The organism is Bartonella bennetti, assembly GCF_045945445.1.
Taxonomy (GTDB): Bacteria; Pseudomonadota; Alphaproteobacteria; order Rhizobiales; family Rhizobiaceae; genus Bartonella.
This window is the reverse complement of sequence record NZ_CP174576.1, coordinates 675208-688153: the sequence shown is the minus strand read 5'-3', so window position 1 is coordinate 688153 and position 12946 is coordinate 675208. Positions and strand designations below refer to the sequence as shown.

Below are 12946 nucleotides of genomic sequence, written 5' to 3'. Positions count from 1 at the left end.
GTTTAAACAGATGAATATTAAAAGATAAATTGAAAAACTTTTTTAATTTTTTTCTTTAGTTCACTGTTTGTTTTGCTTTCTCTTGTTCAGCTTTCATACGATCTTCAATCTCTTTTTGCTTTGATTGAATAACTTTTTGTAATTTCATTTGTTCTTCTTGAAAAGCTTTTTCATCTATGCCAGGACCTGTATATGCTGCAGTAAACCCCTTAAGAGAAAATTCTATAGGGTTAGCTGTTCCACGCAGATTAACAGTAGTTATGACCATTTTTGAACCAGCTTTCATAGCAGAAATTAGCTTATCATCTAAAACATCGTTGGCAATACAGCTAGTTGCATTACAAACAATATAAGGAATTTTTTTAGAGAAATCATCTCCAATTTGAATATGAACACCTTCTGGTAATAAACGCCCCGTAGGTATTTGAAGGCCTATGCGTCGTTCATTTTGTTTGCCTTTTATTTCAACTAAATTAACAGCTGTCAAAGGCTGACCGGTATCTGATACAACTGTGTTCATCGTATTACAAATATCAACATCATGTTGTTTGTTGCAAACTTTATACCATCCCTGAGATAAACTCTGTGCATTTACTGGAGTGTGGATGGCAAGAAAAAAAGCAACAGCTCCAGCTAACACTGAAACAAAAAAGTAAGTATTTTTATGCGACATGATTAAGCTAATCCTTTCAATACGCCTTTAGAACAATTTCTAAGATATAATAACTTTCAGATAGGACATTAAATATAATTTTCAATCAAGTATAATTAAATTATAAAATGGTATTTCTCTATTTTAATTACTTTAGTACAAAGAAGAAAGTAAAATCTAGAATAAGAAAGCTCATTGAATAACTAATTAACTTTTTATATACTATGTATAGCACATTTTTTTATCTTATTAGCTTTTTTTTTCAAATTGATGCATAAAATATTCTAATCTTTGAAATAAAATTAAAGAATCATCGTTAGATTATAATGAAAAAAAACTCTATGTCATGCCATAGCGCTCGTTACTTTAAATTTTTTCTGACTTTCATAATGTTCTTTTGTTGTCATAATGTCATAGCAACAGGTATTGCTATGCATGGAACACCAAAATTATCTGATAATTTTGACTATTTTCCTTATGCTGATCCTCATGCAAATAAAAAAGGAAAAATTACCTATGGAGCCGTTGGGACATTTAATGGGTTAAATCCATTCGTCATCCGTAGTTTTCGTACAACTGCACAAGGTCTTGTGGCTGATGAGCGATTTTCTGGCCTTGTTTATGAAACAATGATGGTACGTTCTCGTGATGAGGCCTTTACATTATACAATCTTCTTGCAGAAAAAGTTGAATTAAATGATGAACGTACTGAAATTACTTTCTTTCTTAATCCCAAAGCTCGTTTCTCAGATGGAAAATCTATAACAGTTGAAGATGTTTTATTCACAATCGAACTGCTAAAAGATAAGGGAAGACCACCCTTTGATCGATATATGAAACGCATAGAGTCTATCGAAAAAATTGGCTCTCATGGTATTACAATACGTTTTTTACACTCTAAAGATCGTGAACTTCCACTTCTTTTGGCAAGTGTAATGCCAATATTGCCAAAACATGCTATTAATGTTGATGATTTTGAAAAAAACGGTTTAGTTAAAATTCCAGGTAGTGGTCCTTACATTATTGAGCATGTTGATCCAGGTGAACGAATTATCTATAAACGCAATCCTGACTATTGGGGTAAGGATCTTCCTATTAATAAGGGACTAAATAATTTTGATACCATTCAAATAGAGTATTTTCGCAATGATACCGCACACTTTGAGGCTTTTAAAAAAGGACTCATTGATATTTTCGTTGAAACCAATCCAAATCGCTGGCGGCTTTCTTATAATTTTCCAGCTATTCGTGAAGGGCGAGTTATAAAAGAAAGTTTTTCGAAAGGTACACCTGCCGATCTTATTGGTTTTGTATTTAATACACGCCGTTCTATTTTTAAAGATAGAAAAGTACGACAAGCACTTTCGATGCTTTTTGATTTTGAGTGGATTAATCATCATCTTTTTAATGGTATCTACACTAGAACAGAAGGTTATTGGGATGGATCTATTCTCTCATCTATTGGAAAGCCAGCAAGTGAAAAAGAAAAAGAACTTTTAGCACCTTATCCTGATGCTGTTCTTCCTGAAGTCATGAATGGACATTGGCATATCCCTAAAACAGATGGATCAGGTATGGAGCGTCAATTTGCTCAGAAGGCTTGGGCACTTCTACAAGAAGCAGGTTTTACTAGAAAAAACAATAAAGCTATCACTCCTGATGGTTTGCCTTTTAAATTTGAAATTATGACTCAATCACTTGAAGAAGAAAAAGTTGCGCTTGCATTTCAGAGCAATTTATCACGTCTTGGTATCGATGTTGAAATAAGAACTGTTGATGATAGTCAATATCAAAATCGCTTAGGAATGTTTGATTATGATATGATTATTGGCAAATTAAAAAATTCTCTGTCACCAGGTAATGAACAAATAAATCGGTGGGCTTCTGTTTCTCGAAATTTGAAAGGAAGTTTTAATTTTGCAGGAACCTCTGATCCCGCTATAGATGCTATGATAACGGCAATACTTGACGCACGCTCAGAAACTGAATTTATTGCAGCCGTGCGTGCTTTAGATAGAATTTTGATTTCTGGCAGTTATTATATACCGCTTTATCATTTACCTAAACAATGGGTAGCAAGATGGTCATATCTTAAACATCCTGCGTATACATCGTTATATGGTTATCGCCTTCAAGCTTGGTGGCGTGAGTAAAAAATATAAATGAAAACAGCCTATGAAAATTATTGCGAAAAAAAAGTATCAATATAAAAGTATATGCGATGTATAATACTTTTTCTTTTGTTGGGAAGCATTATATTGTGTATCTCTTTGTAAGCTTTACACTCTGAAGGAATTTCTTTTAGGTGTTGAAAATACCAAGCTTCATCACCTGTAGTGAACTTTTTTATAGTACTCAGCACTTCTTCTTTAAAATCAGAGGAAAGAAAGCCTTCATATAGAGGCCTGAATTCATTTTTTAATGCGGGACTTAAAGCGATCGCATCTTTTGCCCAACTAAAGTCTTCGTCTTTCCAAGAGAAATTTTCACGCAATACAGGCCCTACATCACTTTTTTTAATACATCTCCTTGTGTTTTGCATACAAGGGCAGCCTGATACACCTCCAAATAAGAAAACGCCCGAGTCATCTTTTCTGACTGAAACTTGTTCCAATATTTTAGTGCTTTAATCTGTTTTTCTTCATATTCTCCTGTTGCATATTCTTTTGCTATGACACGCTTTTCTAACAGTGAGCGCACAATCTCTATTTCATGAAAAATCACCATACTTTCTGATAAAAGATTAGTTATTTTATTTAAAACTTTATTTTGTCATCAAAAATATGTTCAGCTATAGGAGAATTTTTAGCTCTCTTTTCACGAATTATATTCGTAAAAAAGTCCTTTTCTTTTTGAAGAGAATCATTTTCATTGTGAATAATTTTCTGTTGCTCTATAAGATACTTGAATCTCTCATCAAGAGTTAAACCAGAAAGGGATTGCTTTAGGGATTGTTTGAGCGATTCTTTACTTAAAATAGCCTCAGCATAAGCATACTTTACTCTAAATATTATACTGAGTAACAAAAGAGCTGTAATTAATAATTTTTTTGTAATAATCATATTATATTTATTTCTTTTTAAATTGTTTAAGGAAATTATTACAATATTATACGCATCAATATAAATAATAAATATATTATTAGAATAATATGTAAAATAAAATGAGTATAAAAAACTTTTTTAAGTTAAATTAAGCTGCACATTCTGTTGCTATTTCTGCAAGTTGTGTCATAATATTTGCTACACCAATAAGTCTTTCATTTACTTTAGTCCAATCACGAATAAAAACAATACTTTGATCTGGTCGAATTTTTGCCATTGATCCTTGTTTCTCTACCCATTGAATAAGAGCAATACCATTTTCAAAGTAATTATTGCGAAATTGTATAACAATTCCCTTTGGTCCAGCATCTAATTTTTCCACATGTGCTTTTCGACATAATATTTTAATATAAAAGACTTTAAGTAGGTGTTGAACTTCGAGTGGTAAAGGACCAAAGCGATCAATTAATTCAGCTCCAAATTCATCAATTTTTTCTAAATTATCAAGCTCTGTCAAACGACGATAAAGTCCCATACGTAATGATAAATCAGGGACAAAATTTTCTGGTATAATCACTGTTGTGCCAAGAGAGATTTGAGGTGACCACTGATTATCTCTATCATGTTGACCATCTTTTAATTCAGCAACAGCTTCTTCAAGCATTTTTTGGTAGAGCTCAAACCCAACTTCTTTGATATGTCCTGATTGTTCTTCACCTAATAAATTACCTGAACCTCGAATATCCATATCATGACTAGCCAGTTGAAAACCTGCACCTAATGTATCAAGAGATTGTAAAACTTTAAGACGACGGTCTGCTACAGGAAGTAAAACTTTACCAGAAGGAAAAGTAAAAAGTGCATAAGCACGTTGTTTTGAACGCCCTACTCTACCACGTAACTGATAGAGTGCAGAAAGACCAAACATTTCAGCACGATGTACAATTAATGTATTAGCTGTCGGAATATCGAGACCTGATTCAATAATAGTGGTTGAAAGTAATACATTATATTGCCCGTCATAAAACGCATTCATAATATCATCAAGTTGCCCAGCTGGCATTTGTCCGTGTGCTATAATAAATTTAAGTTCAGGTACATGTGTTTTGAGATATTCTTCTACATACGAAAGATCAGAAATACGAGGGCAAACATAAAAACTCTGTCCACCTCGATAATATTCGCGCAATAATGTTTCGCGTATAACCATCACATCAAAAGGTGAAATAAAAGTACGTACAGCCATTCTATCAATAGGAGGAGTTGTGATTAGTGAAAGTTCACGTAGTCCCGATAAAGCAAGGCTTAAAGTTCTTGGTATAGGAGTAGCGGAAAGTGTAAGAACATGAATATCACTTTTTAGTTCTTTTAGACGCTCTTTATGTTTTACTCCAAAGTGCTGTTCTTCATCAATGATAAGAAGTCCTAACCGTGAAAAACTCACTGTGTCATTGAGTAATGCATGCGTTCCGATAACAATATCGATCGTACCCTCTGCAATACCTTTTTTAATTTGCGCCAATTCTTTGGGTTTTACAAGCCTTGACAAATGAGCAATCTTAACTGGTAGCCCTTGAAAACGGACCATGAAGGTCTTGTAGTGTTGTCGTGAAAGCAAAGTTGTAGGCACAACAACAGCAACTTGATAACCATTTAATGCTGCAACAAAAGCACTTCGAATAGCAACTTCTGTTTTACCAAAACCCACATCACCACAGATTAAACGATCCATTGGTTTTCCTGATGCCAAATCATCTAAAACAGCATTAATCGCATCCATTTGATCATCTGTTTCCTCATAAGGGAAACATGCAACAAATTCATCAAAGAGCCCTACTGGTGGAGTTAAAGCAGGTGCAGAACGCGTAGCGCGTTCTGCAGCTATACAGATCAATTGACCAGCAATTTTTAATAAATGCTTTTTAAGGCGTGCTTTACGTGTTTGCCATCCAACGCTTCCTAATTTATCCAACGTGACATTTGTACTTTCTGATCCATAACGGGATAAAAGCTCAATATTCTCAATGGGTAAAAATAGTCGATCGCCTCCAGCATAGTTGATTTCTAAACAATCACGTAAAATCCCAGTTGCCATGATAGTCTTGAGACCAATAAACTGTCCAATACCATGATCAACATGTACAACGATATCACCAGAATTTAAGGAAGCAATTTCAGAAATAAAATGCGCATTACTCTTACGTTTCTTTGCTGATCTTACTAGTCGATCACCAAGGATATCTTGCTCTGCTATAACAACAAAATCTTCAATTTCAAAACCATGCTCTATCATTAAAACAGCAGCTAAGATCCGATCACGCGGTGTTGCTTTTACAGTCTGAAATGATTTTGTAATTTCTACTTTTTGTAGCCCGTGTTCGTCAAGAACTTGCAATAAACGATCCATCGATCCTTCACTCCAAAAAGCCAAAAGTATTTTCTTACCAGAAGACCGCAACGAAGCAATATGCTCAACCACACTTGAAAAAACATTTTTATCTGGAGCATTACGCTCTTTTATAAAATCATAGCCTTGTGTAGCATTTGTATGAATAACTGTTTGTTTAACTGTTTGTGAAATATTAAAAGGTGTAAAATCAATCCGCAGACCACACTGCTCTATATACGTTAAAACTTGTTCTGGTGTCCAATAAAGAAGATTAGGCTCTATTGGATGATAAGAAACATCATTCTCTTGATTACTTTCGCGTTCTTTGCGAGCACTATAATAATCTACAATAAGACGATATCGTTCAATGAGAGCTTCTTCTATGAGATGCTCAAAAACAACAGGTAAATTACCACAATGATCAAAAAAGCTATTGAGATTTTCATAAAAAAATGGGAGCCAATGCTCCATACCTGAATAACGCCTTCCTTGGGAAACAGCCTCATAAAGCATATCACTTTTTTTTGGTGCTCCAAAAGCACGAATATAATTGCTTTTAAATCTGCTGATAAACTCAGGAGTGAGGGTAATTTCACTCATCGGCTGCAAAAATAATTCTGTTTTATTAGCTATTGTTCGTTGTGTTGCTGAATCAAATATGCGAATTGTCTCCAAGGTCTGACCAAAAAAATCAAGACGAAAAGGCTCCGTATAACTAGGAGAAAAAATATCAATAATTCCTCCTCTTACAGCAAATTCACCAACATCACGTACAGTTGCAACGCGTTCAAAGCCATTGCGTTCTAAATAATGAAGCAAATGTATCATATCCATGCATTGACCAACACGCATATGGATAATTTGATCATCAATCATTGCACAAGGTGGTAGTTTTTGAATAATTGTATTGGCTGTTGTTAATATAATAGAACACCGTGGATTTTTACGCAAATCTGACATATGAGCCAAAGCTGAAAGACGACGTGCAGTAATAGCTATTCCAGGTGATACGCGATCATAAGGTAAACAATCCCATGCCGGAAACTGAAGAACAGGTAAATTAGGTTCAATGAAATTTAAAGCTTGCTGTAAATAAGCCATTTTTGTTCCATCACGGACAACGTAAACAAGTGGTTTATTTTGAGCAATTTCTGCACTTAATTTAGCAAGTGCAAAAGCTTCAAATCCATCAACAACACCATCAAAAATCATACAACTATGCATATTTGGGGGAATAATAATTTTTTTTAACATAGTCATTTTAATTAATTAAAATTTATACGAGAACAATAATTTATAATATCGCGAAAAAGTGGACTATCTACTTCAGATGGTATAGAAACTTCCCCTGTAATCCAGGTTAATAAATCACGATCTTCAAAAGACATAATGTATTCAAGTTTAGCAACTGTTTGATCACTCATCTTACTAATATGTGCATCAACATATTGACCAAAAATCAAGTCTATTTCACGAATACCTCGGTGCCATGCACGAAAAATCAATCGGCGACGACGTGAATCTAATTGATTTTCATTAATGGCCAAATTTGTCATAAAAATCTCCTAACAGACGAAAATAAACATACACTATACTGTTATTTTTTTAGAATAAATTTTGTATCTCAATATTAAGGAAGTTCAATAATTTTTTTTTCTTTTATTGTAATTCGACGATGCATCTGTTTGGCTAAACCATAATTATGTGTGGCAACAAGAGCTGCAAGACCAGATTGGCGCACAAGCACTGATAAGGCTTGAAATACATAAGCTGAAGTTACAGGATCAAGGTTTCCTGTAGGCTCATCAGCTAAAAGTACAGAAGGTGCATTTGCTACAGCACGAGCAATTGCGACACGTTGTTGCTCACCCCCCGATAATTCTGATGGACGGTGTTTAGCTCGATGAGCAACACGAAGATAGCTTAATAATTTAAAGGCACGATCTTCGGCAGTAGATTTTTTCAATCCTGCGATCATTTGAGGAATCATAACATTTTCTAAAGCTGTAAATTCTGGTAGTAAATGATGAAATTGATAGACAAAACCAATATCATTTCGTCTGATTGCCGTGCGTTCATCATCAGAACGTTTTGCACAAGAAATACCCCGTAACAAAATATCACCAGCTGTTGGTCTTTCTAATAATCCTGCGATATGAAGAAGTGTTGATTTTCCAGAACCAGACGGTGCTACAAGTGCTACAATTTCTCCACGTTTTAGAACAAAATTAGCTTTGTTCAAAATAACTAAAGGTTTACCATTGTCAAAAAAATGTCTCTCAATCTCAATAAGCTCTAAAATAGTAGACATCATTCATACCTTAAAGCTTGTATAGGATCTAATTTAGCAGCACGCCATGCAGGAATGAGTGTTGCAAGAAAAGATAAAAACAAAGCCATCATAACTACCATAGCAGTCTGTCCCCACTCAATTCGAGCTGGCAACTTTGCTAAAAAATAAAGTTGAGGATTAAAAACATCAACATTAAACAGCCAAGATATAAAATCTTGAATATGATTAATATTTATAGTAACTATAATACCTAAAATTAAACCAAGTATCGTTCCAATAAATCCAATTACCATGCCAGTGGTAATAAATATATGCATAATTGCACTTTGATCTGCTCCCATTGTACGCAGAATTGCGATATCGTGGCTTTTATCTTTTACAAGCATTATCAATCCTGAAATAATATTCAAAGCAGCAACGAGAATAATAAGAGAGAGAATGAAAAACATAACATTTCGTTCAACTTGTAATGCTGAAAAAAAAGCCTGATTTCGCATACGCCAATCAATTATATTAATTGGTTGATTAACTGCTTTTTCTATAATCGGCTTTATTTGATCAATAGCATCAGGATCATTAAGAAATAACTCTAGAGACTGAATTTTTTCATCTAAATTAAAGAAAATCTGTGCTTCATGAAGAGGCATAAAAACAAATATTGAATCATATTCTGACATACCAACCTCAAAGATAGCAATAACTTTATAAGCTTTGACACGCGGCGTAACTCCAAAGGGCGTATCATCACCATTTGGTGTAATGATGCGAAGATCACTTCCAACTGTAAGACCCAATTTTTCTGCCAAACCACTCCCAATTGCAACACCTTCTTCTTTGTCAAATTGAGCGAGCGTACCTGAGATAATATTTTGGGCTACCGTTTTCAGTTTTCTCAAATCTTCTTGACGTACACCACGAACTAAAGCACCAGTTCCTCCTTCAATATTACCCTGGACAAGAGCTTGTCCTTCAATAATGGGTAGAACGAATTTTATATCCTTGATAGATTCTAGAGAAGAAATAAGAATATTATAATCAGTAAAATTGGAATCAATTGTTTGTACAACAAGATGCCCATTCATTCCTAAAATACGACTGAGGAGTTCTGTCCGAAAACCATTCATGACTGCCATAACAACAACTAAAGCAAAAACTCCTAGCATAATTCCAATTAAAGAAATAATTGAAATAATAGATGTAAACATATGTTTTTTATTAGGAATCATATAACGGAAAGCAATCATCCATTGATAAGATGAAAATCCTTTATTCCTCAAAACATTCATGATATTGCCTATCAAATTACTGCAAATCGGTGGAGTGCAGCTTCAACCGTTAAAACTTCTCTAAGACCTGTTTTTCGGTCTTTAATTTCAACTTCATTTTGTGTAGCATTTTTAGGACCAATAATCATTTGTATCGGCAAACCAATTAAATCCATTGTTGCAAATTTCGATCCAGGACGCTCACTCGTATCATCTAACAATGGATCAAAACCATTATGTATAAGCCCCTGATAAAGAGTTTCACATATATAACTACATTTTTGATCATCTGGTTTCATATTGATAATGCCAAAATCAAATGGTGCAACTGATTTTGGCCAAATAATACCATGTTCATCATGAGAAGACTCAATGACTGCTGCTACAAGACGCGAAGGTCCAATTCCATAAGATCCCATAGAAACCAAGTGCTCTTTTCCATCTTGTCCCATAACTTTTGCTCCCATAGGAGCAGAGTATTTTGTACCAAAATGAAAAATATGCCCTACCTCAATACCACGCGCTGAGAGCTTATTCATACTAGAGACTTTACTCCATTCTTCTTCATTGTGCATTTCTTCTGTTGCAGCATATAAAGATGTCCATTGTCTAACAATATCAGCCAAAACATCCTTATCAGTAAAATCAATTGAAACAGAGGGGACAGTAAATTCCAAAAATCGTTTGTCACAGAATATAGAGCTTTCACCTGTTTCGGCTAAAATAATAAATTCATGACTAAGCTCACCACCAATTGGACCTGTATCAGCACGCATAGGAATTGCTTTCAAGCCAATGCGAGAAAAAGTACGTAAATAAGCAACAAACATACGATTATAGGATGTTTTTGCACTCGCATAATCAAGATCAAAAGAATAGGCATCTTTCATCAAGAATTCGCGTGCGCGCATCACACCAAAACGTGGACGAATTTCATCACGAAATTTCCATTGAATATGATAGAGATTAAGTGGAAGATCTTTATAAGAACGAACATATGAACGGAAAATATCTGTTACCATCTCTTCATTGGTCGGACCATAGAGTAAATCACGGTCTTGACGATCTCTAATGCGCAACATTTCAAGACCATAATCATTATAACGGTTACTTTCACGCCAAAGATCAGCAGATTGAATCGTTGGCATCAATATTTCTAAAGCTCCAATTCGTTCTTGCTCTTCACGAATGATCTTACAAATCTTGTCAAGAACTTTCTTACCTAATGGTAACCAAGAATAAATTCCTGATGTTTGTTGACGTATCATACCAGCCCGCAACATAAATCGATGTGAAACAACTTCTGCTTCTTTAGGATTCTCTTTTAAAATAGGAAGAAAATATTGAGAAAGACGCATTAAAACTATTAACTCCTAATTAGACTTATCAAATTGCAGCAATTTACAAGTGATATTTATAGCTATTTCTTAAGGCTTGCAAATATGATAATAATATTGAAATATTATCTACTATCTTCTCTTTAGCTGCACTTACACAAAAAGTGTAGAATATGTGTTTATGCAATAAGCTAGTTGAATAGCTTTATCTCCTTTTTATAAAAAAGTAATCGAATACTAAAATACTTTTATTTTGAACGATGTAAAAAAACTACACAAATAGGCTTTTTCCCCCAAATCTTATTAACAGATGCTCTTACTGCACGCCTCGCAGCTTCTCGGATAAGTTCATTATCTTTTCTTTTAGCACGTGGAATATTATTAATGGCATTTTCAATAACATTTAAAAGAATATTTTCCAATAATTCCCCTGCTCTATCACTTTTAGGAAGACCCAATGTTATAAGACCAATATCATCAATTAAATCATGCTTGCTATTCATGTGAAGAGAAACAGAAACATGACCAACATAACTTAATTTGCAACGCTCACGGATTCCTAATTCATCTTCATTACCAAGCAGAAAACCATCTTTATAAATACGACCAACAAGGACTTGATCGATAATTTCTACTGGTTCTGGTGCAAGACGAAATATATCACCATTTCTAATCCTAGCAACAACTTTTATGCCAACTTGATGTGCTAAAGTTGCCTGAGCTGTAAGATGTACTGCTTCACCATGTACGGGAATAAGTATCTGTGGTTTTGTCCAATCGTACATTTGTAAAAGTTCCGAACGACGAGGATGACCTGAAACGTGCACAAGAGCATCACGATTCGTAATAATGTTAATACCCTGATCAATAAAACGATTTTGTATATCAATAATAGCTTTTTCATTGCCTGGAATATTACGTGATGAATAAATAACTGTATCACCAGGAGAGAGAACAATATTTTTCATTTCATTTCGCGAGAGTTTTGCTAATGCAGCGCGTGGTTCACCTTGACTGCCAGTTACCACCAAAACAATATTTTCTCGTGGAATATGACCATAATCTTCTTCCGTTATAAATGGTGCTATATCATCCATATAACCAAGCTCTTGCGCTACCATAACACTACGCTTTAAAGAACGTCCTACTAAAAGAACTTGACGTCCAACAGATGCAGCAGCAAGAGCAATTGAGCGTATACGGCCAATATTAGAGGCAAAAGTTGTAATAGCAATTCGACCTCTAGCTTTCAAAATAATTTCAGAAATACTTTCCTGAACTTGTTGTTCCGATGGCGATATACCATCTTGAAGTGCGTTAGTAGAATCACACAGCAAGGCTAATACACCTTTATTCCCTAAAGCACGAAATCGTTCCTCATTCGTTATAGCCCCAAGTGAAGGCGTATGATCAATTTTCCAATCTCCAGTATGAATCACATTTCCTAAAGATGTTGTAATAGCTAAAGAAACGGCTTCTGGAATTGAATGATTAACAGAAATAGCTTCAATTGAAAATGGTCCAACCTGAAAGCAATCGCCAGATTGAAAAATATTGACTGGAATTTCATGAAATTCAAAATCTGACTGTCGTTTACTCTCTAATAATCCAGCTGTAAAACAAGTGCAATAAAGTGGAATTTTAAGCTTTGGCCATAAATCAAGAACAGCCCCATAATGATCTTCATGAGCGTGTGTTAAAATAAGACCACAGATATTATGTTTTTCACTTTCTAAAAAACGAATATCCGGCAAAATAAGATCTACTCCAGGTAATTCAGGACCTGCAAAACTAACTCCCATATCAACAAGTAACCATTCACGACAATCTTTAGGACCAAATCCGTAGGCAGCTAGATTCATTCCTATTTCTCCGACTCCTCCTAAAGGTAAAAAAACCAATTCATTGTTGTTAGCAACAATCATAAATGTCTCCTAAATTATTAAGATAACTCATGCTGAAATAA

Annotated in this window: 10 protein-coding genes; 1 reads left to right on the top strand and 9 read right to left on the bottom strand. The window is 34.5% G+C overall.

Features of this window, described 5'->3' with window-relative positions; translation table 11 throughout:
- Positions 1–55: 55 nt before the first annotated feature.
- On the bottom strand, positions 56–673 hold the full coding sequence (locus ACJTDF_RS03165) for an invasion associated locus B family protein (protein ID WP_407966107.1): 618 nt from the start codon (positions 671–673) through the stop codon (positions 56–58).
- 368 nt (positions 674–1041) lie between these two features.
- On the opposite strand from ACJTDF_RS03165, the gene ACJTDF_RS03160 reads away from it, so the two are divergent.
- Positions 1042–2805: an extracellular solute-binding protein gene (locus tag ACJTDF_RS03160; RefSeq protein WP_407966211.1), complete on the top strand. Its 1764-nt coding sequence runs from the start codon at positions 1042–1044 to the stop codon at positions 2803–2805.
- Between the two features lie 29 nt (positions 2806–2834).
- Here the strand turns inward: ACJTDF_RS03160 and ACJTDF_RS03155 are convergent, their stop codons facing one another.
- The 8 genes from ACJTDF_RS03155 to ACJTDF_RS03120 all read right to left on the bottom strand — a co-directional run bounded on the left by ACJTDF_RS03155 (position 2835) and on the right by ACJTDF_RS03120 (position 12905).
- Positions 2835–3266 (bottom strand): hypothetical protein, encoded by a 432-nt coding sequence (locus ACJTDF_RS03155; RefSeq protein ID WP_407966106.1) that lies wholly within the window; start codon positions 3264–3266, stop codon positions 2835–2837.
- Positions 3267–3408: 142 nt separating this feature from the next.
- A complete protein-coding gene (locus tag ACJTDF_RS03150; RefSeq protein WP_407966105.1) occupies positions 3409–3714 on the bottom strand; it encodes a hypothetical protein in 306 nt (101 codons plus the stop codon).
- 130 nt (positions 3715–3844) lie between these two features.
- The gene (gene mfd / locus ACJTDF_RS03145) at positions 3845–7345 is read right to left on the bottom strand and encodes a transcription-repair coupling factor (RefSeq protein WP_407966104.1); all 3501 of its coding nucleotides are present in this window, start codon (positions 7343–7345) and stop codon (positions 3845–3847) included.
- 5 nt (positions 7346–7350) lie between these two features.
- Positions 7351–7641 carry a succinate dehydrogenase assembly factor 2 gene (locus ACJTDF_RS03140; protein ID WP_407966103.1) on the bottom strand — a complete coding sequence of 97 codons (291 nt, stop codon included), beginning with the start codon at positions 7639–7641 and terminating at the stop codon, positions 7351–7353.
- Between the two features lie 74 nt (positions 7642–7715).
- Positions 7716–8396 (bottom strand): ABC transporter ATP-binding protein, encoded by a 681-nt coding sequence (locus tag ACJTDF_RS03135; RefSeq protein ID WP_407966210.1) that lies wholly within the window; start codon positions 8394–8396, stop codon positions 7716–7718.
- A complete protein-coding gene (locus tag ACJTDF_RS03130) occupies positions 8396–9664 on the bottom strand; it encodes a lipoprotein-releasing ABC transporter permease subunit (RefSeq protein WP_407966102.1) in 1269 nt (422 codons plus the stop codon). The genes ACJTDF_RS03135 and ACJTDF_RS03130 overlap by 1 nt, the downstream gene beginning before the upstream one ends.
- 11 nt (positions 9665–9675) lie before the next feature.
- Entirely contained in the window at positions 9676–11001 is a 1326-nt protein-coding gene (gene proS / locus ACJTDF_RS03125; protein ID WP_407966101.1) for a proline--tRNA ligase, read from the bottom strand.
- Positions 11002–11228: 227 nt separating this feature from the next.
- Positions 11229–12905, bottom strand: a complete 1677-nt coding sequence (locus tag ACJTDF_RS03120; RefSeq protein WP_407966100.1) for a ribonuclease J — start codon at positions 12903–12905, stop codon at positions 11229–11231.
- Positions 12906–12946 lie beyond the last annotated feature (41 nt).

Bases quoted from the DNA above. Each gene is read 5' to 3' on its own strand.
- ACJTDF_RS03165 (WP_407966107.1), bottom strand. From the start codon at position 673: ATGTCGCATAAAAATACTTACTTTTTTGTTTCAGTGTTAGCTGGAGCT.
- ACJTDF_RS03160 (WP_407966211.1), top strand. From the start codon at position 1,042: ATGTTCTTTTGTTGTCATAATGTCATAGCAACAGGTATTGCTATGCAT.
- ACJTDF_RS03150 (WP_407966105.1), bottom strand. From the start codon at position 3,714: ATGATTATTACAAAAAAATTATTAATTACAGCTCTTTTGTTACTCAGT.
- mfd (WP_407966104.1), bottom strand. From the start codon at position 7,345: ATGACTATGTTAAAAAAAATTATTATTCCCCCAAATATGCATAGTTGT.
- ACJTDF_RS03140 (WP_407966103.1), bottom strand. From the start codon at position 7,641: ATGACAAATTTGGCCATTAATGAAAATCAATTAGATTCACGTCGTCGC.
- ACJTDF_RS03135 (WP_407966210.1), bottom strand. From the start codon at position 8,396: ATGTCTACTATTTTAGAGCTTATTGAGATTGAGAGACATTTTTTTGAC.
- ACJTDF_RS03130 (WP_407966102.1), bottom strand. From the start codon at position 9,664: ATGAATGTTTTGAGGAATAAAGGATTTTCATCTTATCAATGGATGATT.
- proS (WP_407966101.1), bottom strand. From the start codon at position 11,001: ATGCGTCTTTCTCAATATTTTCTTCCTATTTTAAAAGAGAATCCTAAA.
- ACJTDF_RS03120 (WP_407966100.1), bottom strand. From the start codon at position 12,905: ATGATTGTTGCTAACAACAATGAATTGGTTTTTTTACCTTTAGGAGGA.